This is a genomic window from Duganella sp. GW821-FHT07G03, assembly GCF_059418605.1.
In genome coordinates, this window is the sequence record NZ_JBWKQE010000015.1 from 84,575 (window position 1) to 110,611 (window position 26,037).

General features: G+C 63.1%; 24 protein-coding genes and 2 tRNA genes. 21 read left to right on the plus strand and 5 right to left on the minus strand.

What is annotated here, in order from left to right:
- Positions 1-21: 21 nt before the first annotated feature.
- The 4 genes from AC07OK_RS19200 to AC07OK_RS19215 form a co-directional block, all read right to left on the minus strand.
- The gene (locus AC07OK_RS19200; protein ID WP_494691797.1) at positions 22-663 is read right to left on the minus strand and encodes a CatA-like O-acetyltransferase; all 642 of its coding nucleotides are present in this window, start codon (positions 661-663) and stop codon (positions 22-24) included.
- 7 nt (positions 664-670) lie between these two features.
- Entirely contained in the window at positions 671-1,102 is a 432-nt protein-coding gene (locus tag AC07OK_RS19205; RefSeq protein WP_494691798.1) for a type II toxin-antitoxin system VapC family toxin, read from the minus strand.
- 2 nt (positions 1,103-1,104) lie between these two features.
- Positions 1,105-1,311 (minus strand): FitA-like ribbon-helix-helix domain-containing protein, encoded by a 207-nt coding sequence (locus AC07OK_RS19210; RefSeq protein WP_494691799.1) that lies wholly within the window; start codon positions 1,309-1,311, stop codon positions 1,105-1,107.
- A gap of 66 nt (positions 1,312-1,377) precedes the next feature.
- Entirely contained in the window at positions 1,378-2,331 is a 954-nt protein-coding gene (locus tag AC07OK_RS19215) for a cation diffusion facilitator family transporter (RefSeq protein ID WP_494691800.1), read from the minus strand.
- 141 nt (positions 2,332-2,472) lie between these two features.
- Between AC07OK_RS19215 and AC07OK_RS19220 the strand changes: the two genes are divergently transcribed.
- From AC07OK_RS19220 to AC07OK_RS19275, 12 genes are all read left to right on the plus strand, one after another.
- Positions 2,473-2,549: transfer RNA gene (locus AC07OK_RS19220), tRNA-Val, on the plus strand.
- A gap of 57 nt (positions 2,550-2,606) precedes the next feature.
- Positions 2,607-2,683, plus strand: a tRNA-Val gene (locus AC07OK_RS19225).
- A 200-nt stretch (positions 2,684-2,883) separates the two neighbouring features.
- Positions 2,884-4,791, plus strand: a complete 1,908-nt coding sequence (gene thrS, locus AC07OK_RS19230) for a threonine--tRNA ligase (protein WP_332851564.1) — start codon at positions 2,884-2,886, stop codon at positions 4,789-4,791.
- Positions 4,792-4,810: 19 nt separating this feature from the next.
- Entirely contained in the window at positions 4,811-5,350 is a 540-nt protein-coding gene (gene infC, locus AC07OK_RS19235; protein WP_081632419.1) for a translation initiation factor IF-3, read from the plus strand.
- A gap of 208 nt (positions 5,351-5,558) precedes the next feature.
- Positions 5,559-5,756: a 50S ribosomal protein L35 gene (gene rpmI, locus AC07OK_RS19240; RefSeq protein WP_099416965.1), complete on the plus strand. Its 198-nt coding sequence runs from the start codon at positions 5,559-5,561 to the stop codon at positions 5,754-5,756.
- A 21-nt stretch (positions 5,757-5,777) separates the two neighbouring features.
- A complete protein-coding gene (rplT, locus tag AC07OK_RS19245) occupies positions 5,778-6,137 on the plus strand; it encodes a 50S ribosomal protein L20 (protein WP_026334467.1) in 360 nt (119 codons plus the stop codon).
- Positions 6,138-6,241: 104 nt separating this feature from the next.
- Positions 6,242-7,261, plus strand: a complete 1,020-nt coding sequence (pheS, locus tag AC07OK_RS19250) for a phenylalanine--tRNA ligase subunit alpha (RefSeq protein WP_008449402.1) — start codon at positions 6,242-6,244, stop codon at positions 7,259-7,261.
- 67 nt (positions 7,262-7,328) lie between these two features.
- The gene (pheT, locus tag AC07OK_RS19255; RefSeq protein WP_494691801.1) at positions 7,329-9,767 is read left to right on the plus strand and encodes a phenylalanine--tRNA ligase subunit beta; all 2,439 of its coding nucleotides are present in this window, start codon (positions 7,329-7,331) and stop codon (positions 9,765-9,767) included.
- Positions 9,768-9,931: 164 nt separating this feature from the next.
- Complete coding sequence (locus AC07OK_RS19260) at positions 9,932-10,279, plus strand: integration host factor subunit alpha (protein WP_008449399.1); 348 nt, start codon at positions 9,932-9,934, stop codon at positions 10,277-10,279.
- Between the two features lie 16 nt (positions 10,280-10,295).
- Entirely contained in the window at positions 10,296-10,712 is a 417-nt protein-coding gene (locus tag AC07OK_RS19265; protein ID WP_494691802.1) for a MerR family transcriptional regulator, read from the plus strand.
- A gap of 143 nt (positions 10,713-10,855) precedes the next feature.
- Positions 10,856-11,488 carry a response regulator gene (locus AC07OK_RS19270; protein ID WP_026334469.1) on the plus strand — a complete coding sequence of 211 codons (633 nt, stop codon included), beginning with the start codon at positions 10,856-10,858 and terminating at the stop codon, positions 11,486-11,488.
- A gap of 123 nt (positions 11,489-11,611) precedes the next feature.
- Entirely contained in the window at positions 11,612-13,168 is a 1,557-nt protein-coding gene (locus AC07OK_RS19275) for a CHASE3 domain-containing protein (protein ID WP_494691803.1), read from the plus strand.
- Here AC07OK_RS19275 and AC07OK_RS19280 read toward each other — a convergent pair.
- Positions 13,065-13,871 carry a Crp/Fnr family transcriptional regulator gene (locus tag AC07OK_RS19280; RefSeq protein ID WP_494691804.1) on the minus strand — a complete coding sequence of 269 codons (807 nt, stop codon included), beginning with the start codon at positions 13,869-13,871 and terminating at the stop codon, positions 13,065-13,067. The two genes, AC07OK_RS19275 and AC07OK_RS19280, sit on opposite strands and share 104 nt — an antisense overlap.
- Before the next feature lie 217 nt (positions 13,872-14,088).
- Here AC07OK_RS19280 and AC07OK_RS19285 point away from each other — a divergent pair, with 217 nt between their 5' ends.
- The 9 genes from AC07OK_RS19285 to AC07OK_RS19325 all read left to right on the plus strand — a co-directional run bounded on the left by AC07OK_RS19285 (position 14,089) and on the right by AC07OK_RS19325 (position 25,948).
- Complete coding sequence (locus AC07OK_RS19285) at positions 14,089-14,769, plus strand: response regulator transcription factor (RefSeq protein WP_494691805.1); 681 nt, start codon at positions 14,089-14,091, stop codon at positions 14,767-14,769.
- On the plus strand, positions 14,762-16,132 hold the full coding sequence (locus tag AC07OK_RS19290; protein ID WP_494691806.1) for a sensor histidine kinase: 1,371 nt from the start codon (positions 14,762-14,764) through the stop codon (positions 16,130-16,132). The genes AC07OK_RS19285 and AC07OK_RS19290 overlap by 8 nt, the downstream gene beginning before the upstream one ends.
- A 108-nt stretch (positions 16,133-16,240) precedes the next feature.
- Positions 16,241-16,666, plus strand: coding sequence for a type IV pilin protein (locus AC07OK_RS19295; RefSeq protein WP_494691807.1), 426 nt, complete (start codon positions 16,241-16,243; stop codon positions 16,664-16,666).
- Positions 16,654-17,295, plus strand: coding sequence for a prepilin-type N-terminal cleavage/methylation domain-containing protein (locus AC07OK_RS19300; RefSeq protein ID WP_494691808.1), 642 nt, complete (start codon positions 16,654-16,656; stop codon positions 17,293-17,295). The genes AC07OK_RS19295 and AC07OK_RS19300 overlap by 13 nt, the downstream gene beginning before the upstream one ends.
- Entirely contained in the window at positions 17,292-17,732 is a 441-nt protein-coding gene (locus tag AC07OK_RS19305; protein ID WP_494691809.1) for a type IV pilus modification PilV family protein, read from the plus strand. The genes AC07OK_RS19300 and AC07OK_RS19305 overlap by 4 nt, the downstream gene beginning before the upstream one ends.
- A gap of 1 nt (position 17,733) precedes the next feature.
- Positions 17,734-18,924 (plus strand): PilW family protein, encoded by a 1,191-nt coding sequence (locus AC07OK_RS19310; protein WP_494691810.1) that lies wholly within the window; start codon positions 17,734-17,736, stop codon positions 18,922-18,924.
- On the plus strand, positions 18,921-19,502 hold the full coding sequence (locus AC07OK_RS19315) for a pilus assembly PilX family protein (protein ID WP_494691811.1): 582 nt from the start codon (positions 18,921-18,923) through the stop codon (positions 19,500-19,502). Before AC07OK_RS19310 ends, AC07OK_RS19315 begins: the two co-directional genes overlap by 4 nt.
- 28 nt (positions 19,503-19,530) lie before the next feature.
- Complete coding sequence (locus AC07OK_RS19320) at positions 19,531-24,189, plus strand: pilus assembly protein (RefSeq protein ID WP_494691812.1); 4,659 nt, start codon at positions 19,531-19,533, stop codon at positions 24,187-24,189.
- 91 nt (positions 24,190-24,280) lie between these two features.
- Positions 24,281-25,948 (plus strand): peptide chain release factor 3, encoded by a 1,668-nt coding sequence (locus AC07OK_RS19325; RefSeq protein WP_494691813.1) that lies wholly within the window; start codon positions 24,281-24,283, stop codon positions 25,946-25,948.
- The last annotated feature ends 89 nt before the right edge of the window (positions 25,949-26,037 follow it).

The following is a 26,037-nucleotide window of genomic DNA, read 5'->3' on the forward strand; positions in this document are numbered from 1 at the left end:
TGTCAGACTTGACCCCGGTGCTTAAGCAATAATTTTTGCCACGCGCGCGGCGATGGCCTGGGCCAGCAGGTGCACGTGGTAGCCGTCAACGAAGCCGTGGTGGGCCAGCACGGACATGTTCACCGTCAGCTTGCCGTCGTCGCGCGGATCGCTGAAGCGGCCCCAGGCCACCGATGGAATGTCGTAGCTCTTGTGGTGGTAGATCGGATGCTCCATCGCCACCAGCTTCAGCCAAGGCATGCAGGTGATGTGGACGTTGCGTTTCTTTTCCATCGGACTCAGGGCCTCGGTGGTGTTGACCAGCACGTCGCTGGCTTCGGCAAACTGCTTCGCCTTCACGCTGCGTTCGACGAACTCATGCAGATCCGACGAGCGCGTGAAGCGCGCGAAGTTCACATTCTTGTCCTGGTTGAGCACCGTGTACGAGGCCATGAAGTCGTCGATCTTGATGACTTCGCCTTCGTAGATGCGATACATGAAGTTGTCGATGTCCTTCAGTGAATTCAGTACGCAGTACAGGAAGACGTGGAACGGCGGCAGCTGGCTAGCCTTGCAGAACGGGCGGAAGTCCGGCACCTCCATCTCGAAGCTCAGATTGACCAGCGGGTTTTCAAATGAGGCAAAGGCGTTGTAGCGGTCGCGGCGTTTTTCAAAATTATGCATGCAAGATCTAGGTGAATGGATTAAGTGTTTTTAAATTGGGTGTGCGTGAAAAGGCATTGCCCTTGTCGCGCGTGACGACGACGAGATTGTGTATCAAAGCGATCGCGGCAATCTGTTTGTCGATCGCATGCGGATCTTTTTTGTCGCCAGCCAGCAAGGAACCCCATACGCGGCTTGCTTCGACGTCGAATTTCAGGATGCGATCGCTGAAATCCGAAAGCACGCGGTCCAGCCAAAGCTCGTATTTTTCTGCTTGCCGTTCCGCTTGTTCTCGCCCTGCGCGCCGCAGCTTCGAGATACCCCCTTGAATTTCCCCGATGACTTGAACCGGTAAAAACAAGGTATTGCCCTGAACGCGGGAAAAAAACTGTACCACGCCAACATTGGCCTTCGGACCCTTGCCACACTCGGAGAGTACGTTGGTATCGATCAAAAACATGACTACCTCAAGTCAAACAGATTGTCATCGCCAAAGTAGGGCATCTCAGCCAGCACTTCTTTGAAAGAACGCTTCTTCGGATGATTGAGCAGATGGCTACGCAGGATTTCGCGGTGTTCGGCTTCCGCACTGCGTCCGTTGGTTGCCGCCAAGCGTTTTAACGCGTCAACGATTTCATCGTCCAAGTCACGAACCAGCAACTGCGACATGATGTACCTCGCAAAATGATATCACTGATAGCAGTATAGGGTGGCCCGCGCCCATTGCAAGCAGGTTCATACCGGCGCTGGCGATGTGACTTCTGCTTGTAAGGTGATGTGGTCGATGCCGTGCTTTTCCAGCAGCATGGCCTTGATGGCTTGAAGGATCGTGGGCCAGTGCGCCAGGTCGGTGATCTCCACGTGGCCGATCAGGGCAGGATGGCCGGGCGACATGTCCCACACATGCAGGTCGTGCACGGAGCAGACGCCGTCTATCTGGCCCAGGTCGGCGCCGACGCTCAGATAGTCGATCTGCTCCGGCACGCCGCCCATCAGGAAATGATAGGACTCGCGCAGCACGTCGATGGTGGATTTCAAAATCAGCAGCGCGACAAAGATCGACAGCAGCGGATCGATCTGCATCCAGCCGGTGTAGTAGATGACGGCGCCCGCGATCAGCGCGGCCACCGATCCCAGCAGGTCGCCGATCACGTTGACCAGCGCGGCGCGGGTATTCATATTGCTGTCGCCGCGCGACAGCATGTAAGCCAGCGCCACGTTGATCAGCAGGCCGATGGCGGCGACCACGAACACGGTGCCGCCTTGCACCTGCTCCGGTTTGGAAAAACGCTGCACCGCCTCGAACACGATCCAGCCCACCAGCAGCAACAGCACCAGGCTGTTGACGAAGGCCGCCAGCGCCTCGGCGCGGCCGAAGCCGAACGAGTGGCGCGCCGACGGCGGCCGCTTGGCGATCAACTGCGCCAGCAGCGCCAGGCCCAGCGCGGCGGCGTCGGTGACCATGTGGCCGGCGTCGGAAATCAGCGCCAGCGAGTTGGACATAAAACCGGTAATGACCTCGACCACGGCGAATCCCAGCGTCAAGACCAGCGACCACGCCAGCACCGACTGGCTGCGTTGCACATTGAAGTGGGCATGTTCGGCGTCGCCGTCGCGGTGTTCGTGCAGGTGGGCGGAAGGGGAGCGGGGCAGGTCTACGCTAGTGTTGATGCGGGTTTCGGCTTGCATGGGCTTCTTGTTGTCATGGGAACTGCCGTAGTTTAAAGGATGTCGATGACTCGCGTATTGCAGCCTCATAGTGCATTTTGTAAATGTTTCCGAATTATGCCCTTGTTTTTCTTCAAATCGCTCTCTATAATGCTGGTCTTCGGGCGGTTAGTTCAGCTGGTTAGAATACTTGGTCGACATCCAAGGGGTCGCAGATTCGAATTCTGCACCGCCCACCAGATTACGTAGCACGGTAGTAAAAGCGCAGTAAAATAGCAGCACAGAGTAGTACCCCCGGGCGGTTAGTTCAGCTGGTTAGAATACTTGGTCGACATCCAAGGGGTCGCAGATTCGAATTCTGCACCGCCCACCAGAGAACATGTAAGAGCGAGAAAGGCAATCCGGTTATGACACCGCGAACTACTACCAAGCTTTGGGAGTGACGCTAGTCGATCGGGATTCTTTTGCTCAAAAAAAGAGAAAACGCGGCTAGCCCGCGTTTTTTTTCGTCCGCGTTTTTATTATCATTCTTTTGTACCACTACCTGGCGCCCGCGCCGAAATGGAGATCGTTATGCTTTCAGTTCGCCTTCCTGATGGTTCTGCCCGTGAATTCGACGGCCCAGTCACCGTTGCACAAGTGGCGTCCAGCATCGCAACTAGCCTGGGCAAGGCCGCGCTGGCCGGCAAGGTCGATGGCAAAGTGGTGGATACCTCTTTCCTGATCGAGAAAGATTCCGACCTGGCCATCATCACCGACAAAGACCCTGAAGGCCTGGATGTGATCCGTCACTCCACCGCCCACTTGCTGGCCTACGCCGTCAAGGAGCTGTTCCCTGACGCGCAAGTGACCATCGGTCCGGTCATCGAAAACGGTTTCTACTACGACTTCTCGTACAAGCGTCCGTTCACGCCTGACGACCTGGTCGCCATCGAAAAGAAAATGGCCGAGCTGGCCAAGAAAGACGAGCCGGTCACCCGCAAGGTGCTGCCGCGCGACGAGGCCGTCGCCTACTTCAAGTCCATCGGCGAAGCCTACAAGGCCGAGATCATCTCGTCGATTCCTGCCGACCAGGACGTGTCGCTGTACACCGAAGGCAGCTTCACCGACCTGTGCCGCGGCCCGCACGTGCCGTCGACCGGCAAGCTGAAAGTGTTCAAGCTGATGAAGCTGGCCGGCGCCTACTGGCGCGGCGACAGCAAGAACGAGATGCTGCAGCGTGTCTACGGCACCGCCTGGGTCAAGAAGGAAGACCAGGAGCAGTACCTGTTCCAGCTGGAAGAGGCGGAGAAGCGCGACCACCGCAAGTTGGGCAAGCAGCTGGACTTCTTCCACTTCCAGGACGAGGCGCCGGGCCTGGTGTTCTGGCATCCGAAGGGCTGGACCATCTGGCAGCAGGTTGAGCAATACATGCGCAACAAATACCAGGTCAACGGCTACCAGGAGGTGAAGGCGCCGCAGATCCTGGACTCCAGCCTGTGGGGCAAGACCGGTCACTGGGACAACTACCGCGAAAACATGTTCGTCACGGAGTCGGAAAACCGCTCCTACGCGCTGAAGCCGATGAATTGCCCGGGCCACGTGCAGATCTTCAACAGCAATATGCGCTCGTACCGCGACCTGCCGCTGCGCTACGGCGAGTTCGGCCAGTGCCACCGCAACGAGCCTTCGGGCGCGCTGCACGGCATCATGCGCGTGCGCGGCTTCACCCAGGACGATGGTCACATCTTCTGCACCGAAGAGCAGATCGAGCCGGAAGTGGTGGCTTTCCACACGCAAGCGATGGAAGTCTACAAGGACTTCGACTTCAACAACATCGAAGTCAAGCTGGCGCTGCGTCCGGACAACCGCATCGGCACCGATGAAGTGTGGGACGAGGCCGAGGACGCGCTGCGTTCGGGCCTGCGCGCCTGCGGCGTGAGCTGGACCGAATTGCCGGGCGAGGGCGCGTTCTACGGTCCGAAGATCGAGTACCACCTGAAGGATTCGCTGGGCCGCCCATGGCAGGTCGGCACGATGCAGGTCGACTTCTTCATGCCGGAGCGTCTGGGTGCCGAATACGTGGCGGCCGACAACAGCCGTCAGGTGCCGGTCATGCTGCACCGTGCGATCGTCGGTTCGATGGAGCGCTTCATCGGCATCCTGATCGAGAACTACGCGGGCGCCTTGCCGGCATGGCTGGCGCCGGTCCAGGTATCGGTGCTGAACATTTCCGACGCGCAGGCCGAATATGTGGCGCAAGTGGCTGAAAAGCTGCGCCGGAGCGGGTTCCGCGTGCAGACCGATTTGCGCAACGAGAAAATAACCTATAAAATACGTGAACATTCCGTCCAAAAACTGCCCTACATCCTTGTGGTTGGCGATAAAGAGCGGGATGCCAATACCGTGGCTGTGCGGGCACGGGGCAATGTCGATTTGGGCGTCATGTCCATCGATGCCCTGATCGAGCGACTTCAGCAAGACGTCGCCAACAAAGCCTGATCGCACAGCTCTTCATTAGATTTTAAAAGGAATCACCATAGCTACTGACAAGTCGCATCGCATCAATGGCGAAATCACTGCCCCTGAAATGCGTTTAAGTGGGGTCGATAACGAGGCTCTCGGTATCGTGACTTTGGCCGAAGCCTTCCGCCTGGCGGAAGAGGCAAACGTCGACCTGGTTGAGATCGCGCCTACCGCGGTTCCACCAGTGTGCCGTTTGATGGACTACGGCAAATTCAAGTATTCGGAGCAGAAGAAGGCTCACGAAGCGAAATTGAAGCAGAAAATCATCGCCGTGAAGGAAGTCAAATTCCGTCCCGGTACTGATGACGGCGACTACAATATCAAGCTGCGTAACCTCATCAAGTTCCTTGATGAAGGCGACAAAACCAAGATCACGCTGCGTTTCCGCGGCCGTGAAATGGCGCACCAGGATATTGGCTTCCGTATGCTGGAACGCCTGAAAGCCGACCTGGAGCCATATGGCCAGGTCGAGCAGTTCCCTAAGATGGAAGGCCGCCAGATGATCATGGTCCTTTCGCCTAAGAAAAAGAAGTAATCCTGCTTTAATGGCAATATAAGAGGCGCTCAGGCGCCTCTTATAATTTGTGGTGCAGAATTGCGGCAACTGGTCTATAATTGCCGGCTGTTGTAATGTAGTGGACTCGCATCTGCTGCAAAAACAAGTGAAAGCAGGCATCTAAGTGTGACGTAGTGTCGCCACCTGCAATCCTGTTTGATATGGAGCTACCCAAGGGTAGATTGCTATGCCAAAAATGAAAACCAAAAGCTCCGCGAAGAAACGTTTTCGCGTGCGTCCAGGTGGTACTGTTAAGAGTGGTCACGCTTTCAAGCGCCACATTCTGACCAAGAAGACCACCAAATCGAAGCGCCAATTGCGCGGTATCACGAACGTTGATGCGGCTGACGTGAAATCCGTCATGCGCATGATGCCAACCGCTTAATCTCACAACTAAGGAGTTACTATGCCTAGAGTAAAACGTGGGGTTACAGCTCGTGCCCGTCATAAAAAAGTATTAAACATGGCCAAGGGTTACCGCGGTCGTCGCAGCAAGGTATACCGTGTTGCCAAGCAAGCAGTCATGCGCGCTGGCCAATACGCTTACCGCGACCGTCGTAACAAGAAGCGCGTCTTCCGCCGTCTGTGGATCGCTCGTATCAACGCCGCTTCCCGTGAGCATGGCGTGACGTACAGCGTCTTCATGAATGGTCTGAAGAAAGCTTCGATCGAACTGGACCGTAAAGTCCTGGCCGATATGGCAGTGATGGACAAGCCAGCGTTCGCTGCGATTGTCAACGCTGTGAAAGCAAAAATCGCTGCTTAATACGCATTGATTTGGACGCGCGATCCCGGCAACGGGTCCGCGACTGAGAACGGGGCAAAGGTTGAAACCTGTGCCCCGTTTTTGATTGAGGATAAGAAAAACGCATGGACTCCCTGGAACAACTCGTCGCCTCAGCAGTGCAGGATTTCGACGCGGTCAAAGATGACGCCGCCGCACTGGAAAATGCCAAAGCCAAATATCTGGGCAAGACCGGCCAGATCACCGAATTGATGAAGGGTCTGGGCAAGCTCGACCCTGAAGCGCGCAAGGCGCAGGGCGCCCTGATCAATGCTGCCAAAGGGCAGATTGAAGCGGCGCTGACGGCCCGGCGCGACGCGCTGGCCGACGCCCAGATGCAAACCCGTTTGAACGCCGAGGCCATCGATGTCTCGCTGCCTGGCCGCGGTCGCGCCGGCGGCGGCATCCACCCGGTGATGCGGACCTGGGAGCGGGTGGAAGAGATCTTCCGCTCGATCGGTTTCGACGTGGCCGACGGCCCCGAGATCGAAAACGACTGGACCAACTTCACGGCGCTCAACAGCCCGGAAAACCATCCCGCCCGTTCGATGCAGGACACCTTCTACATCGAAGGCAACGACAGCGAAGGCAAGCCGCTGCTGCTGCGCACGCACACCAGCCCGATGCAGGTGCGCTACGCCCGCAGCCACACGCCGCCGATCAAGGTGATAGCGCCCGGCCGCACCTACCGCGTCGACAGCGACGCCACCCACTCGCCGATGTTCCACCAGGTCGAAGGCCTGTGGATCGCCGAGAACATCAGCTTCGCCGACCTCAAGGGCGTGTACCTGAACTTCGTCAAGGCCTTCTTCGAGACCGACGATCTGCAGGTGCGCTTCCGTCCGTCGTACTTCCCGTTCACCGAGCCGTCGGCCGAGATCGATATCGCCTTCGGTTCCGGTCCGCTGAAGGGCCGCTGGCTGGAGATTTCCGGCTCGGGCCAGGTGCACCCGTCGGTGGTGCGCAACTTCGGCCTCGACCCGGAAAAGTACATCGGCTTCGCCTTCGGCTCCGGCCTGGAGCGCCTGACGATGCTGCGCTACGGCGTCAGCGACCTGCGCCTGTTCTACGAAGGCGACCTGCGCTTCCTGAAGCAGTTCAACTAACAATAACGAAACGGTCGAGCGCCACCCCGGTGCGCGCTCCCGTCGGACTATCTTTGAAGGCTTGACTATGCAATTCTCCGAAAACTGGCTCCGTACCATGGTCGATCCGAAGATGACTTCGGACGAACTGGCCCATCTGCTGACGATGTCCGGCCTGGAAGTGGAAGAAGTCGAAGCCGTGGCGCCGCCGTTCTCCAACGTGGTCGTCGGCCACGTGCGCGACATGGCCAAGCATCCGAACGCGGACCGCCTCAACGTCTGCCAGGTCGATGTCGGCACCGGCACCTTGCTCAACATCGTCTGCGGCGCGCCCAACGTGCGCCCGGGCCTGAAGGTCGTGTGCGCGATGGCCGGCGCGATTTTGCCGCCCGGCGCCGACGGCAAGCCGTTTGAAATCAAGGTTGGCCAGTTGCGCGGCGTCGAGTCGCAAGGCATGCTGTGCTCGGCCAAGGAACTGAAATTGTCGGAAGAGGGCGGCGGCCTGATGGAACTGCCGGATGATGCGCCGGTCGGCCAGAATTTCCGCGACTACTACGCATTGAACGACCTCAAGTTCACCATCAAGCTGACCCCGAACAAGGCGGACTGCCTGTCGGTGCTGGGCGTGGCGCGCGAAGTGTCGGCGCTGACCGGCGTCGCGCTGCACCTGCCGTCGTTCCGTCCCGCCACCGTCAACAGCGCCGAAGTGCTGCCGGTGAAGATCTCGGCGCCGGACCTGTGCGGCCGCTTCTCCGGCCGCGTGATCCGCAACCTGAACGCCAAGGCCGCCACGCCGGACTGGATGAAGCAGCGCCTCGAGCGCAGCGGCCAGCGCTCGGTGTCGGCGCTGGTGGACATCTCCAACTATGTGATGCTGGAGCTGGGCCGTCCGTCGCACGTGTTCGACCTGGCCAAGATCCACGGCGGCCTGAACGTGCGCTGGGGCAAAGCCGGCGAAACGCTCAAGCTTCTGAACGGCAACACCGTCAGCGTCGACGAATGGGTGGGCGTGATCTCGGACGACAAGGAAATCGAATCGCTGGCCGGCATCATGGGCGGCGATTCCACCGCCGTCTCGCTGGAGACCGAATCGATCTACCTGGAAGCGGCGTTCTGGTGGCCGAGCGCCATCCAGGGCCGCGCCCGCAAGTACAACTTCTCGACCGATGCGGCGCACCGCTTCGAGCGCGGCGTCGACTACGCGACCACGGTCGAACACATCGAGCGCATCACCTCGCTGCTGATCGAAATCTGCGGCACGCCGACCACGCAAATCGGCCCGGTCGACGACCAGGTCGTCAACGTGCCGAAGCGCGCGCCGGTGCAGATGCGCACCGCCCGCGCACAGAAAGTGATCGGCGTCGCGCTGGACGATCAAACCATCGCCGACATCTTCACCCGCCTGGCGCTGCCCTTTACGTTAGCCGACGGCCCGAACGGGGGAGTGTTTTCGGTGACCTCGCCGTCGTACCGCTTCGACATCGAGATCGAGGAAGACCTGATCGAGGAAGTCGCGCGCGTCTACGGTTTCGAGAACATCCCGACCGTGGCGCCGGTGGCCGCCAACACCATGATCATCGCGCCGGAAAACACCCGCTCGCTGTTCGCGGTGCGCCACCAGCTGGCCGACCTGGGCTTCCAGGAAGTGGTCAACATGAGCTTTGTGGACGCGGCCTGGGAGCAGGACTTCGGCGGCAACGCCAACCCGATCAAGCTGCAGAACCCGATCGCCAGCCAGATGAACGTGATGCGCTCGACGCTGATCGGCAGCCTGGTGGCCAACGTGCGCTACAACCTGAACCGCAAGACCAGCCGCGTGCGCCTGTTCGAGATCGGTGCCATCTACCTGCGCGACGACAGCGTGCCGGATGGCCCGCTGACGGTGGCCGGCTATCACCAGCCCAAGCGCGTGGCCGCCATGGCCTACGGCAACGTGGCCGACGAGCAGTGGGGCCAGGACAGCCGCCAGATCGACTTCTTCGACCTGAAGGCCGACCTGGAGCACCTGTTCGCGCCGCTGTCGCTGCGCTTCGTCAAGGCCGAGCATCCGGCGCTGCATCCGGGCCGCTCGGCGCACGTGCTGCTGGATGGCAAAGTCATCGGCTTCATCGGCGAGCTGCACCCGCGCTGGCTGCAAAAGTATGAGCTGCCGCACGCGCCGGTGGTGTTCGAGGTGGATGCTGTTGCTTTGCAGCAACGATCTGTGCCAGAATACGCGGAAATCTCCAAGTTCCCAGGCGCCACGCGCGATCTGGCGGTGGTCGTCAAGCAAGACGTTCCGGCGCAGGATTTGCTGGATGCATTTAATGCTGCTGTGCAAATGAATCCGCAGGGCAAGATCGTGCAAGCCATTGTTTTGTTTGATGAATATCGTGGCAAAGGACTGGAGGCGGACGAAAAATCGCTTGCTTTCCGCTTTAGCTTGCAAGATACTCAAAATACGCTGCAAGACGATGTGGTGGAAGCTGTCATGGCCACCATCGGCGACGCCGCCAAGCAACAACACGGCGCCCGTCTGCGCACCTGAGCTGGCAGCCAAGATTGTTGTAAAATCATCACCGTTGACCATTTGGGAGTCCGGCCTTTGCCGGACTCATTCGTTCTTAGATAAGGCAGGGCAGGAAAATTAATAATAACGACGTAGATTCCGCCGTACTCCAATCCGCATTGGCTGCCGATTTGCATCGGGCCATGCAGGTGGCCAAGGTACGCCAGGATGCAGAAAAAGATTTGCCTACGCTGACCAAGGCGGAGCTGGCCGAGCTGTTGTTCGAACAGGTTGGCCTGAACAAGCGCGAGGCCAAGGATATGGTGGAAACCTTCTTTGACGAGATCCGCAACGCCCTCGAGCGCGGCGAGGCCGTCAAGCTGTCCGGTTTCGGCAATTTCCAGCTGCGCGACAAGCCGCAGCGTCCGGGCCGCAACCCGAAGACCGGCGAAGAAATCCCGATCACGGCGCGCCGCGTGGTGACTTTCCATGCCAGCCAAAAACTCAAGGGCATGGTCGAAGAGACTAATCCGATGGCGCGCGCCGCCTGAGTGGGACTGAGCCGTGATGAATGACCGCCTCGCCAAATCCGAACTGGTTGTGCTGCCGCCGATCCCGGCCAAGCGCTATTTCACGATCGGTGAAGTGAGCGAGCTGTGCGGCGTCAAGCCGCACGTGCTGCGCTACTGGGAGCAGGAATTCACGCAGCTCAAGCCGGTCAAACGGCGCGGCAACCGCCGCTACTACCAGCACCACGAAGTGCTGTTGATACGCCGCATCCGCGAACTGCTGTACGAGCAGGGTTTCACCATCAGCGGCGCCCGCAATAAGCTCGACAGTCGTGCGTATGATGGCGCAGCGGCGGAGTATGATGGCGGCTTGGCTGTCAACGGCGCGCCGGCGGCGGACGTTCCTGTTCCGCTGGACCGAAAAATGATACGCGGCGAATTGCTGGCAATATTGACATTGCTCAAGCAGTCCTAGCTTTTACTGCTGCCGCGCAGTGCGGCTAGCGGCTTGATTGCTGCTATAATTTCAACATTATTCACATCAGCTACGCTGATAGACGGTGGCGTGAAGTCCGGTGGGGCCTATGGCGCGACAGCCGGACAATACGAGGGGAAACAATGATACGCGTTGCCATTTGTGACGACCATCAGATAGTTAGAGCAGGTTTCAAACAGATTTTTTCGTCGTCGGAAGATTTCGACGTGGTGGCCGAAGCCGGCACCGGCCGCGAAGCGCTGGATATCGCGCGGCGCGAGATTTGCGACGTACTGTTGCTGGACATCGCCATGCCCGACCAGAGCGGCATCGACACCTTGCGCACCATCCGCCAGGGGCAGCCGGATCTGCCGGTGCTGATCCTGTCCGGCTATCCGGCGCAGCAGTACGCGCTGAACCTGTTCAAAATGGGCGCCAACGGTTACCTGAACAAGGAGTGCGAGGCCGACGAGCTGATCACCGCCGTGCGCACCGTCTTCCAGGGCCGCCGCTACGTCAGCTCGACCGTCGGCGAACTGCTGGCGCAAAGCTTCGACCGCGATCCGAACACGGCGCTGCATACCGAATTGTCGGACCGCGAGTTCCAGGTGTTCCTGCGCCTGGCGCGCGGCGCCACCGTGTCGGACATCGGCGTGGCGCTGTCGCTGAGCATCAAGACCGTCAGCACCTATCGCACCCGCATCATGGAAAAAATGGGCATGCAGTCGAATTCCGACCTGACCTACTACGCGATGAAGAACAATCTCCTGGATTGATCCCGCCGGGGCGCGCACCCTAGACGCGCGCCTCAAAAGCATCCCTTTCCTCATCGGTCTATAATTCGGCTAGTGTGGCGTATGTCCGCCCCGGATTAAACCTTGTGAAGGAAACTCGTCAGGATGTATTTCACTGTCGCAACAGCGCCGCATCATCGCCTGCCGCTGTACAAGACCGTCTTGTGCGTGACCTGTGCGCTGCTGCTGATCGTCAACGGATTCAGCCTGTTCCACAATTTGCAAGCCCTGCGCGGCGCCCAGGTGCAACTGGGCCAGACCGCGCGCGTGGCCGACCGCCTGCAATACCTGAACGTGCTGGTGCTCGATGCCGAAAGCAGCATGCGCGGCTATTTCCTGTCCGGCCGCGATGCCTACCTCGGACCCACCAAAACCGCGCTGGCCGAAACCGAGATCGAATTCAAAGAACTGGACAAGCTGCTGGCCGATAGCCCGTCGCAGCTGAAGAACCTGGCGCAACTGCACACGCTGGTGCGCCGCCGCCTCTCCATCATGAGCCAGGCCATCGACGTCTACCGCGAGGGCGGGCTGGAGGAGATCGTCAAGATCGCCAAGCTCAGCGACGGCCGCGCCAGCATGGACGAGATCCGCCTGCAAGTGGTGATCATGGAGCAGGAGCAGAACGAAACCCTGGTCACGCGCAGCGCCACGTTCTACCAGGAATACCAGAAGGCGGTGCTGCTGGGCATGGGCATCAACGCCCTGGCCATCGTCGTGCTGATCATGTTCTACCAATTGGTGCGGCGCAGTTTCGCCAACCGCGCCCAGGTCGAGCACGCGCTGCAAAGCGCCAATGAAAACCTGGAGTCGCAGGTCGAGCAGCGTACCGAGCAGTTGTCGGTGCTGTCGCGCCACCTGATCAGCATCAGCGAGGAAGAGAAGGTCAGGCTGTCGCGCGAACTGCACGACGAGCTGGGCGCCAACCTGACCTCGATCGCCATGGACATCGCCGCCGTCACCCAGCAATTGCAGAGGACCGATCCCGATCTGGCGGCCCAGCTCAAGCGCGCCCGCGCCACGCTGGTGGAAACAGTGGAAATGAAGCGCCGCATCGTCGAGAACCTGCGGCCTAGCCTGCTCGACAACCTGGGCCTGTGCGCCGCCATTGAAAGTTATTGCAATGAATTCAGCCGCCTGGCCAAGGTGCGCTGCGATTGCGACGTCGACGCCGATATCGAAGGCGCGGCCAGCCAGTCGGGCGACTTGTCGATCGCCTTGTTCCGCATCGTGCAGGAATCGTTGACCAATATCCGCAAGTACGCCAAGGCCAGCCGCGTCACCGTCACCATGAGCCTGAGTCCGGGTGGCCTGATGCTGCGCATCATCGATGACGGCATAGGCATCGCGTCCAACACCATCGTCAAGCCGATGTCGCATGGTTTGCTGGGGATGCGCGAACGCGCCTTGCTGTTGGGCGGCACGCTGACGATACGCCGCGGCCGTAATGATGCTGGTACTTGTATTGAGGTTTCCATTCCGCTGCGCAATCGCGTACCGACCGAAGAGCGCCGCGCCGATGCCGGCACGGCGACGTTGCCGCCGGCCATCAGCGAAGTGCTTAGCAGCGTGCTACATCCACCAGCAGACGGTCGTATTCCGTCTTCGCCACCTTGTAGCACTCACCCGCATACGCCTCCAAGCCTGAGCGATCAAGCACGGTGATGTTGCCGCGGCGGTAGGTGATCAGGCCGTCGTCCTGCAATTTGCCGGCGGCGGCGGTGATGCTTTCGCGGCGCACGCCCAGCATGATGGAAATCATTTCCTGCGTGACCTTCAACTCGTTCGATGGCGAGCGGTCCAGGCGGTCCAGCAGCCAGCGGCACAGCTTTTGTTCGATCGAGCTGTGGCGGCCGCCGACGGCGTTCTGCGCCATCTGCGCGAACAGTGCGGTGTTGTAGCGCATCAGCAGCGCGGGCAGGGCGCCGCCCTGGTTGAAGGCGTCGCGCAGATGCTGGGCCTTCATGCGGTAGCCGTAGCCGGCCGCCTGCACCACGGCGCTGCACATGGCGCGCTCGCCTTCGAACAGCGACACGCCGACCACGCCCTCATGTCCTACCACGGCGATCTCGGTGGTGGCGCCGTCTTCCATCACATATAGCAGCGAGACGATGGCGGTGGTCGGGAAGTGCACGTAGTCCATCGCGCCGCCGAATTCAAACAATTCTTTGCCGAAAGGCAGGGTCACCAGTTCCAGGTGTTCGAACAGCGATTCCAGCACCTCGCGTGGGAGTGCGGCCAGCAATTCGTTCTGCAGGGTGCCGCTGTAGCTGACAACAGGCCGTGACGCAACCTTGAATTCTTTCGACTTCACCGTCATGCGTGGCGCTGTGGTTTTGTCGGTTGCGTTAAGTTGGGTGTTGTTCATTTTGTTCCTCACAATCTGGCTATACAAGAGCACCGAAGGCTTGCTTCAGTGTTGCCATAACTGTAGGGGCTTTGTTAGATTGCGAACATAAGAGGAGGGGACGCACAAATGTAGGCTTGCAACATGGCACTTTGTAGGTCTGGTCCTACACGAGCTCTATTTTTCTCTGGAGGGCGCGTGCATAATGCACAAATCGACTTTGAACGGCGCACAGAACATGCATGTACTTGTGGTGGAAGATGACGCCGTCCTGGCCGATGGCCTGAGCCGCGTCCTGAGCGGCCACGGCATGGCGGTCGAGGTGGTCGGCAATGGCACCCAGGCAGACGCGCTGCTGCAGCGCGCCGAGCACACCGAGGTGGTGGTGCTCGATATCGGCCTGCCCGGCATCGACGGCTTCGAGGTGGTACGGCGCCTGCGCGCGCGCGGCAGCCAGGTGCCGGTGCTGCTGCTGACGGCGCGCGACGCCATCGAGGACCGGGTGCGCGGCCTGGAGCTGGGCGCCGACGATTACCTGGTCAAGCCCTTCGCCACCGCCGAGCTGGTCGCGCGGCTGCGCGCGCTGGCGCGCCGCAACACGCCCAAGCCCACCGTGCTGGCGCTGGGCGACCTGGTGCTGGACATGTCGGCCAAGCGCGCCCGCGTGCGCGACAAGACCATCGAGCTGTCGGTGCGCGAGTGGGCGGTGCTGGAATACCTGTTGCAGCACGGCGCGCGCGTGGTGTCCAAGCAGCAGATCATCGACGCCATCCTGCCCTGGGGCGACGACCTGACCCTGAACGCGGTGGAGGTCTACATCTCGCGCCTGCGGCTGAAGATCGCCGACGCCGGCGTCTCGATCCGCACCATCCGCGGCTTCGGCTACATGCTGGAGCAGACGCCGGCCGCGCATGCATAGCATCCGGCTGCGGCTGCTGAAGTGGCTGATCGGCCCGATCCTGCTGATCAACCTGGCCGGCGGCGCGCTGACCTATATGCTGGCCTGGCTGCCGGCCCAGCTGGCGTTCGACCAGGGTCTGTCGGGCGCGGCCGCCGCGCTGGGCGCGCGCCTGGGCGCGGACGGCGGCCAGCTGCGCATCGACCTGCCGCGCCAGGCCGAGCAAGTGCTGCGCAGCGATGACACCGACGCCGTCTACTTTGTCGTGCGCGACGCCGCCGGCCGCACCATCGCCGGCGATGCCGATTTTCCGCCCTTGCCGCGCGCGCCGGCGGACGGCGCCAGCAAGCCGGCCGTGGCCTTCGACAGTGGCCTGCGCAACGAAGCGGTGCGCGGCGTGGCGCTGCGCCTGAGCTTGCCGGCCGCCTCGGGCGCGCCGCTGCAGGCCTACATCGGCGTCGCCAAGACCTTGCGCAAGCGCACCCAGATCCGCCAGGCGGTGGTGCGCGCGCTGGTGCTGCTGGAATCGCTGTTGGCGCTGAGCTGCGTCGGCCTGATCTGGTTCTCGGTCAGCAACGGCCTGTTGCCGCTGAACCGCCTGCGCGCCGGCCTGAACGCGCGCGACGGCGACGACCTCGAACCGATCGCGGCGGCGCAAGTCCCCTACGAACTGGAACCGGTGGTGTCCGCCTTCAACGGCCTGCTGGACAAGGTCAGCCAGGGCGCCCACGCGCGCCAAGAGTTCCTGGCCAATGTCGCGCACCAGCTGCGCACGCCGCTGGCCGGCCTGAAGACCCAGCTCGAATGGCTGGGCGCGCGCCACGCCGAGCCGGAGACCGCGCAATCGCTCAAGCTGATGCTGTCGGCCACCGAGCGCATGATACGCAAGACCAACCAGCTGCTGGCCCTGGCCCGCGCCGAGCCCGGCCATTTTGAAAAGACGCGGCTGGAACCGGTGGCGCTGGACGCGCTGGTGGAAGTGGCGATCCAATCCTTTGTCGACCAGGCCACGCTGAAGGCGATCGACCTGGGCTTCGATTTGCAGCCGGTCACCATTGTCGGCGACCGCTTCCTGCTGCGCGACCTGATCGACAACCTGATCGACAACGCCATCCGCTACACGCCGCCGCGCGGCACGGTGACGGTGGCCTGCCGGCCGGACGGCGAGGGCGGCTGGCTGACCGTCGAGGACAACGGCCCCGGCATCCCGCCGCACAAGCGCGAGCAGGTGTTCAGCCGCTACGTGCGGCTGGACGACCAGACCACCGGCAGCGGCCTGGGCCTGGCCATCGTGCGCGACATCGCCACCGTCCACGGCGCCACGCTGACCGTCGCCGAGGCGGCCGGCGGCCGGGGCGCGCTGTTTTCCGTGCACTTTCGCTAGTTAATTCCATCTTTTTGCCGTTGTCAGGAATTTGTCAGCATTTCCTCAGGGAAATGCAAGCTTGGCCCGCTACACTCCAGTCATCAGAAAACCAACCGGGAGTGGGCCATGCAGCGTGTCCAAAAAGGCTTTACCTTGATCGAGATCATGGTCTCCGTGGCCATCGTCGGCATCTTGATGGCGGTGGCGATCCCGGCCTACAGCGATTACGTGATCCGCGGCCGCCTCAGCGAAGCCTTCACCGCGCTCGGCGGCGCCCAACCCTCGGCCGAGCAGTTCTGGTCGAACAGCCGCACCTATGTCGGCTTCAACGGCGCCCTCAACTTCCCGCCCAACACCACCAACTTCACCTACGCGCTGAGCGGGGCCACTGCCTCCAGCTACACGCTGACGGCGACCGGCATCGGCAAGATGAACGGCTTCGTCTACACCATCGACCAGAGCGGCACCCACGCCACCACCGGCAGTCCGGCCGGCTGGGGCGTCAGCGCCTCGTGCTGGGTGGACCATAAAGGTGGCGCATGTTCCAACTAAAGCCGCCGGCCCGGCGCCGCCAGCGTGGCCTCACGCTGCTGGAGCTGCTGCTGTCGCTGACCATCTTCGCCTTCATGCTGGCGATCGGCATTCCCAACGCCAGCAACTGGTTGCTCAGCAACCGGGCCCGCAGCGCCAGCGAATTCTATGCCGACGGCTTCAGCCTGGCGCGCCGCCAGGCCGTGATGCACAACAGCTTCAGCCGCATTTCGCTGACGCCCAACGTCAACAGCGGCCAGATGGACTGGCAGGTCGACATCTGCTTCGTCTCGCCGGCCACCCAGTGCGGCGCGGCCGAAGCCGGCTGGTCGACGGTCAACGCGGCGGCCGCCAACGATCCCGAAGGCCTGGCCGGCTACAAGTCGGTGTACCGCGCGGCCGATGCGCTGCCCAACTCGGAAGTGCTGCTGCCGACCACCCAGCCGGCCGGCAGTTCGCAGGTCTACTACACGCCGATCGGCTGGGTCGATACCCGCTTCGGCCCGCGCCTGAACCGTCTGCGCCTCGACCCGGCCGCCAAGTACGCCGCCGAGGTGCCGGTGGTGGCGCTGGCGATTACGCTGGCCGGCATGGCCAGCAAGTGCGATCCACGGCTACCCGCCACCGACACCAGGGCTTGTCCTCCATGAAAACCACCCCCCACACCTCCAGGACCCGCCGGCCCGCGCGCCGCCAGGGCGGCATCGCGCTGCTGGAGGCGATGCTGGCCATCGTCATCCTCGGCATCGGCCTGCTCGGCACCATCGGCTTGCAGGCGCGCGCGTACTCGGCGCTGTCGGACGCCAGCCTGCGGGCCGAGGCCACGCTGGCCGGGGAAAAGCTGCTGGGCACCATGAACGCCGACAGCAACAACCTGCTGAACTACGGCGCCATCGAGGGCGGCGCGGCCACCGCCGCCACCCAGGCCTGGGTGGACGAGACCAAGGCGGCGATCCCCGGCGCCCTCATCGGCGTGGTGGTGGCGCCGCAGCAGCTGCGGGTCCAGGTGGACATTTCCATCAAGTGGAAACGCAAGGCCGGCGACGCCCTCAACCAGCACCTGGTCACTTCCTACATCGCGCTCTGATATGAACACCCATACCCCATGCCGCCGTGGCGGCTTCTCGCTGGTGGAACTGATGGTCAGCGTGGTGATCGGCCTGCTGGCGCTGCTGTTCGCCACCCGCCTGATCGTCAGCGGCGAGAAGAACAAGGACGCCGCCGTCGGCGGTTCGGACAGCATGCAGAACGGCATGCTGGCGCTGTTCTCGCTCAGCGGCGACGCCACCGAAGCGGGCTGGGGCCTGAACGATCCGATGGTGGCCGGCTGCGACACCGTGTTCGCCGACGCCCAAGGCTACGTGCTGCCGACCGCGCAGCGCGGCGGCGCCAACTTCACGCCGCTGGCGGCGGCGGTGATCCAGTCCAACGGCGCCGATCCGGACGTGATCTCCTTCAACAGCGGCACCTCGCAGGCCGGCGCCGGTTCGGCCAAGCTGACCGCCGACTACACCGTCGGCAACATCGTCGCCATCGACAGCAGGGGCCCCTACGCCTTCAACAACGGCGACGTGGTGGTGATGGCGCCGCTGACGCCCGGCAGCGGCCGCTGCACCTTGTTCCAGGTGTCGGGCTTTACCGCTGCGCCCCAAGCCGCCGGCATCCTGGTCGGCACCGGCGGCCCCTACCGGTTCAATCCGCTGGCCGGCCTGGCCACGCCCTACAAGCAGAACCTGGCCTACATCTACAACCTCGGCTCGCCCGCGCTGCTGCATTTCCACACCTGGAGCGTGGCCAACGGCGTGCTGCTGCTGCGCGCCACCGAGCTGGCCGGGGCCGAGCTGGCCGGCGTCTCGGTCACCGACAACGTGGTCAGCATCAAGGCCCAGTACGGCTTTGACGCGCGCCTGCCCGGCCCCAAGCCCTACGACCCCAACCCCGGCGCCGACGGCATGCAGATCACCACCTGGAGCAGCACCATGATCGACGCCGACCACGATACCATCGTCGGCAGTCCCGGCGATTTCCAGCGGGTGGCCGCGGTGCGCATCGCCGTGGTGGCGCGCAGCAAGAACGTCGAGAAGCCGAACTCGGCAGGGCAGTGCAGCGCCACCACCGTGCGCCCCACCGTGTTTGCCGGCGTCGCCCCGGCCGGGGTGGCGGCGGCGCCGGTGCAGGTCAACGTGGCGGTGGCCGGCGACAGCGTGGCGTGGCAGTGCTATCGCTACCGCGTGTTCGAGACCATCGTGCAGATCCGTAATTCCCAATGGAGGCCATGATGCGCCTGCCCACCCGACAACGCGGCATCGCGCTGCCCATCATGCTGATCATGCTGACGGTGATGCTGGTCAGCAGCATCTACCTGCTCAAGTCCAGCACCTCGACCACGCTGACCACCTCCAACCTGGCCTACGATGCGTCGCTCAGCAAGGCGGCCGACCTCGGGGTCCACACCGCGTTCGCCTTCCTGCGCTCGATGACCAACGCCTCGCTGCTGGAAGTGAACCAGCCGGCCAACGGCTATGTCGCCACCCTGACGCCGACCTGGACCGCCAGCACCCCGGCCTTCTGGACCGGCTCGGTCATCTTGCCGGCCGACGCCTCCGGCAACCGGGTCGAGTATGTGATCCACCGGCTGTGCGACTTTGCCGGCGCCTTCAACGCGCTGAACAACCGTTGCCTGCTGACCTCGGCGCGGCCGAATTCCAACACCCCCCAGCCCTACGGCAAGAGCGGCCGCGCCGACAGCCCGAACTACCAGGACCAGCCGCAGCTGCACTACGTGGTGACGGCGCGCATTGTCGGCGCCCGCGGCGGCAATGTGATCACGCAAGCGGTCGTCATGAAAGGGCCGTGAGGCCGTCGTCTTTTTGAATGGAACCATCATGAACAAGCTTACTTCCACGCTGGCCGGCCTGGCCCTTGTCCTTGTCGCGGGGCAGCCGGCGCTGGCCGGCACCACCCAGATCGCCCAGGTGCCGCTGCTCAACATCACCGGCACCGGCACCGTCAAGCCCAATCTGATGCTGCTGTTCGATAATTCCGGCTCGATGGACCAGACCTACACGCCGGACTACGTCAACGACAACCTGTGCCGCAGCGCCGCCACGCTGCAGGCCGGCATCACCGCCTGCGCGGTCGGCCACCCGCCGTTCATGAGTCCAGATTTCAACAAGCAGTACTACAATCCGCAGATCCGCTACCTGGTGCCGGTCAAGTCCGACGGCAGCTACTATCCGGAGCAGAACGCCGCCAACACCAGCAACTGGACCTCGGTCAGCGGCGACGGCTTCGGCGCCCACAAGGCCGATATGGCCGGCAACACGGTGACGGCCAACATCAATCTGGTGACCGGCTTCCCGGACCTGAAGTGGTGCTCGGGCGGCACCTGCCAGTTCAACACCGCCAGCTACACCTACCCGGACGCGACCTACCAGACCGCCACCGCCATCACCACCGGCCCGTACTACTACACCATCGGCGTCGGCCAGTTCTGCACCGACGACAGCATGAAGACCTGCGTCTCGACCGCGGTCGGCGCCACCGCGCCGTCCGGCTATCCGGTGCCGGCCAAGGTGCGCTGGTGCAGCGACAAGCTGCTGACCCAGTGCCAGGGCAAGCGCGTGGGCGCTTTCATCTACCCCGGCTATTCCAAGCCGGCCGGCGCCACCGCCTCCTACGGCACCATCGCCATCGGCGCCTCGGCCACGGCCGGTTCGCTGGGCATCACCAGCGTGGTGGTCAACGGCAGCACCACCGTCACCAACGCCACCGTCACCGCCGCCACCGGCACCAACAGCCTGATCAAGCAGCAGACGCTGGCCAGCGCGCTGGCCGCCAACATCATCGCCACCTCGGTCGGCAAGGGCGCCGCCTCCACCAGCCTGTACTACGCCTGCGTCAAGACCCCGACCGGCCAGCCCACGGTGCCCGCCTGCAGCGTGTTCGGCATCACGCTCGGCGCCGACAACCTGGTGGCGGTGCTGCCGGTCAGCTGCACCGGCAGCGTCGCCGTCGCCAACTGCATCACCTTCTCGGACAATTCGCGCGCCGGCTGGGGCATCGCGGTGACCGCGCCGACCGTCGCGGTGACGGCCTACGCGCCGGCCAGGGCGGTGGTCAGCTTCACCGGCACGGCCACCTCGTCGTCGCTGACCGCCATCCTGAAAAGCCTCAGCTATGCCGGCAGCGTGCTGGTCGGCGCCACCTCCGGCAGCAGCCCGACTTACCTGAGCCTGGGCAAGAGCCAGACGCCGACCCAGATCGCGGCGGCCCTGGTCGCCAAGATCGGCACCGCCGGCACCATCAAGGCCTACCTGGGCAACAACAGCAACTGCCCGGCCGGCTACAGCGCCACCAGCGTCTGCCTGCTGAACTGGGCCTCGACCGACAACACCGGCGCCCTCAGCGCCTTCACCATGGATAACCAGGGCACGGTCAACTGGATCAAGACTGGCTCCACCGGCTACGTGGCCGCCGTCAACGACGCCATCCCCATCAGCACCACGGCGCTGACGGCCGGTTCCGGCGCGCCCAATCCCTTCGTGCGGGTCAACATCGTCAGCGGCCAGACCTATCCGAAGGCCGCCGACCGCAGCGACTGTGCCGGCACCACCTGCACCTATGCCGAAGAGATGAACAACTTCGCCAACTGGTATGTGTACTACAAGAGCCGCCTGCAAATGATGAAGACCTCGATCGGCATCGCGTTCGCGGCCATCACCGCCAACTACAAGGTCGGCTACGTCAAGCTGTCGAACGCCGGCGCCAGCGCCGCCATCGACCTCAAGCCGGCCGACTTCACCGGCAGCGCCCGCGCCAGCTGGTACACCACGCTGTACAACACCACCACCTCGGGCTCGACGCCGATCCGCGCCGCGATGGACAACGTCGGCCGCATGTTCGGCAACCTGACGCCGTACAACTACGCGGCCGGGCAGGAAGTGGTGCAGTACCCGTGCCAGCAGAACTTCATGATACTGACCACCGACGGCTACTGGAACGGCAGCTCCACCGCCAACGTGGTCAACAACGACAACGTCGAGAACCCGGCGCGCTTCTGCACCCAGGCGCGCGGCTGCGTCGACGCGCGGGCGCAGACGCAGCCGTCGATCTCGGACGTGGCGCTGCACTGGTACAACGGCGGCTCCAGCACCACCACGGTGTCGCTGCGGCCGGCGCTGGAGCCGGACATGAGCAAGCCCGGCTCGGTGCCGGCGGCCGGCGGCGAGAACACCCACCTGCACATGAACACCTACACGCTGGGCCTGGGCGTGGACGGCGTGATGACCTATGAGCCGAACTACGACACCGCGCCCAAGACCGGCGGCGACTTCTACAACCTGATCACGGCGGCCTCCAGCGGCTGTCCGTGGAACAGCGGCGCCGCCTATGTCTGGCCCGATCCGGACGTCACCAACGCCGCCAGCACCGTGCAGGAGCGGGTCGACGACCTGTGGCACGCCGCCATCAACGGCCACGGCAAATACTTCAGCGCCCAGGACCCGAAAGACGTGGTGGGCGGCCTGAGCGAGGCGCTGTCGAATATGCAGGTGCACATCGGCGCGGCCGCCGCGGCCGCCACGTCGACGCCGAACATCACGCTGACCGACAACGATATCTTCTCCGACACCTTCACCACCGTGAAGTGGTACGGCGAACTGTCGGACAAGAAGATCGACAGCACCGACGGCAGCGTCGGCACCACCAGCACCTGGACCACCAGCGACACGCTGGGCAAAAAGGTCGGCAACAGCAGCGACACCCGCACCATCTACATGTACAACACCAGCGGCGCCCTCGCCAGCACGCCGGATCCCTTCCTGTTTGATCACATGAAAGGGCCGGCTGGCAGCTGGTTCGCCAACAAGTGCACCGCGCTGTCGCAATGCGTGCTGCTGTCGGCCGCCGACAAGGCCCTGGTCAACGACGGCACCAACCTGGTCAACTATCTGCGCGGCCAGCAGCAGTATGCCGACGACAGCCTGTTCCGCGCCTACACGCTGACGCTCAACACCCCGGCCGGCGCGCCGGGGCCCATCCCCATCGTGCTGGGCGATATCGCCTCGTCCAAGCCGGCCTTCGTGCGCGACCCGCGCAACGATTACGCGGACCCGGACTATGCCACCTTCAAGGACACCTACGGCAATCCGAGCAGCGCCAAGTACCGCAGCGGCGCGGTGTTCACCGCCGCCAACGACGGCATGCTGCACGCCTTCGACTCGGCCTCCGGCAACGAGCTGTGGGCCTACGTGCCGCGCATCACGATGAAGAAGCTGTACGCGCTGGCCGGCACCACCTACGGCACCAACCACCAGTTCACCACCGACGGCTCGCCGGAAGTGGCCGACGTCAAGGCGGCGGGGGGCTGGCGCACCGTGCTGGTGGCCGGCCTGAACGGCGGCGGCCGCGGCTACTACGCGCTCGACATCACCGATACCAGCAACCCCAAGCAGCTGTGGGAATTCTGCGCCGACGCCACCGTCTGCCCGCTCAGCGACGGCGACCTCGGCCTGACCTTCGGCAATCCGCAGTTCGGCACCCTGGCCAACGGCCGCTGGGTGGTGTTCCTGACCTCCGGCTACAACAACGTGCCCGGCACCGACGGCGTCGGCACCGGCAGCGGCAAGGGTTTCCTCTACGTGCTGGACGCCTACACCGGCGAGCTGATCAGCAAGATCAGCAACGGCTCGGGCGACACCACCACGCCGTCCGGCCTGGCCAAGATTTCCGCCATCAGCGACGATCCGGGCGCCGATCCGCGCATCCAGTACATCTACGGCGGCGACAACCTGGGCCAGATGTGGCGCTTCGACCTGAGCGCGTCCTCGGGCGCGATCTCGGTCAGCATGCTGGGCAACGCCGGCGTCAACAAGCCGATCACCACCCGTCCGGACGTGACCATGTGCGCGGTGCAGGTCACCACCACCGTCGGCGGCGTGTCCACCACCACCACCAGCGGCAAGCGGGTGGTGCTGTTCGGCACCGGCCGCCTGCTGGACGTGCCCGATACCTCCGACACCTCGGTGCAGAGCCTGTACCTGCTGAAGGACAGCGCTTCGCTGATCGCCGACATCCGCGGCTCGAGCATGGTGAAGCAGACCGTCAGCCTGCTCGGTTCCAGCAGCAACGTCAACACCTACCAGATCACCAGCAACCCGGTCGACCTGACGTCGCGCGACGGCTGGTATTTCGACTGGTCGGTCAACGCCGGCGAACGCATGAACCTGGACCCGCAGATCGTCAGCGGCGTGGCCAATGTGGTGACCAATATGCCGTCCTCGTCGTCGGCCTGTTCGGTGGGCGGCTCCAGCAATCTGTACCAGGTCAACGTCTGCAACGGCCAGGCGATCGGCGGCCACCCGGTGGGGGCGACCCTGTCGAACACCTCGGCGGCGGTCGGTTTCATCATCATCCGCCTGCCGAACGGCCAGCTGAAGATGATCACCACCCTGGCCGACGGCACCAACAAGACCTCGCCGCTGTCCGAGCAGATCTCGGCCGACGCCCACCGCACGGGCTGGCGCAGGGTGAAAGGGGAGTAAAGCAGGGGAGATGCTGGCAAACAGTTCACACGGCGGGGCCAACTATCGGTAAAATCGAGGGTTTTGCAGCCCCGCCTCAGATCGCGAACAAATGGTCAACGATATCGAAAACGTAACACCCGAGAATAACGACGACGCCGGCGCCACGGCCAACGCCAGGACCCCGGCCCTGATCGCACGTGAAGTCCAGCGCCGCCGCACCTTCGGCATCATTTCCCACCCGGATGCCGGTAAGACCACGCTGACGGAAAAACTGCTGCTGTTCTCGGGCGCGATCCAGATGGCCGGCACGGTCAAGGCGCGCAAGAGCGGCCGCCACGCCACCTCCGACTGGATGGAAATCGAGAAGCAGCGCGGCATTTCCGTCGCTTCGTCGGTGATGCAGTTCGAGTTCCGCGACCACGTGGTCAACCTGCTCGACACCCCCGGCCACCAGGACTTCTCGGAAGACACCTACCGCGTGCTGACGGCGGTCGACTCGGCGCTGATGGTGATCGACGCCGCCAAGGGCGTGGAAGCGCAGACCATCAAGCTGCTCGACGTCTGCCGCATGCGCAACACGCCGATCGTCACCTTCATGAACAAGATGGACCGCGAGACCCGCGATCCGCTGGAGCTGCTCGACGAGCTGGAATCGGTGCTGAAGATCCAGTGCGCACCGGTGACCTGGCCTATCGGCATGGGCAAGAACTTCCGCGGCGTGTACCACCTGCTCAACGACACCATCATGCTGTTCAAGGCCGGCGAGGAAAAGGCCGACGGCGCCTTCGAGATCATCAAGGGCATCGACAATCCGCGCCTGGTCGAGATGTTCCCACTGGAGATGGACCAGCTGAAGATGGAAGTGGAGCTGGTGCACGGCGCCTCGCATCCGTTCGACCTGGAGCAGTTCCTGGCCGGCGTGCAGACGCCGGTGTTCTTCGGTTCGGCGATCAACAACTTCGGCGTGCGCGAGATCCTGTCGGCGCTGGTCGACTGGGCCCCGGCCCCGCGCGAGCGCGACGCCACCGTGCGTTCGGTCGATCCGAAGGAAGAACCGTTCACCGGTTTCGTGTTCAAGATCCAGGCCAATATGGACCCGGCCCACCGCGACCGCATCGCCTTCCTGCGCGTGTGCTCCGGCCGTTTCGAGCGCGGCATGAAGGTCAAGCATTTGCGCCTGGGCCGCGAGATCAAGGTGTCGTCGGTGGTGACGTTCATGGCGTCCTCGCGCGAGCAGGTGGAAGAGGCGTACGCCGGCGACATCATCGGCCTGCCCAACCACGGCAATATGCAGATCGGCGACTCGTTCTCCGAGGGCGAGCTGCTGACCTTCACCGGCATTCCTTACTTCGCGCCGGACTTCTTCCGCTCGGTGCGCATCCGTAACCCGCTGAAGATCAAGCAGCTGCACAAAGGCTTGCAGCAGCTGGGCGAGGAGGGCGCGGTGCAGGTCTTCAAGCCGGTGCAGGGCGGCGAGCTGGTACTGGGCGCGGTCGGCGTGCTGCAGTTCGAAGTGGTCGCCAGCCGGTTGATGAACGAGTACGGCGTCGACGCGGTGTTTGAAGGCACCAGCATCAGCAGCGCGCGCTGGGTGTCCAGCGACGACAAGAAGGCGCTGTCGGACTTTGAGGACGCCTTGGGCCACAACGTCGCCTACGACGCCGCCGGCAACCTGGCCTACCTGGCCACCTCCGGCGTCAACCTGCGCCTGACGCAGGAACGCTGGCCCAAGCTGCAATTCCACGCCACCCGCGAGCACTCGGCCAAGCTGGTGTAAGCACGCCGCATAGCGCCGGTGCGTCCTGCACCGGCGTTTTTTTTCCTCCGATTTTGTTTGACACGGGGCGTTTTTCGGCATAATGTATT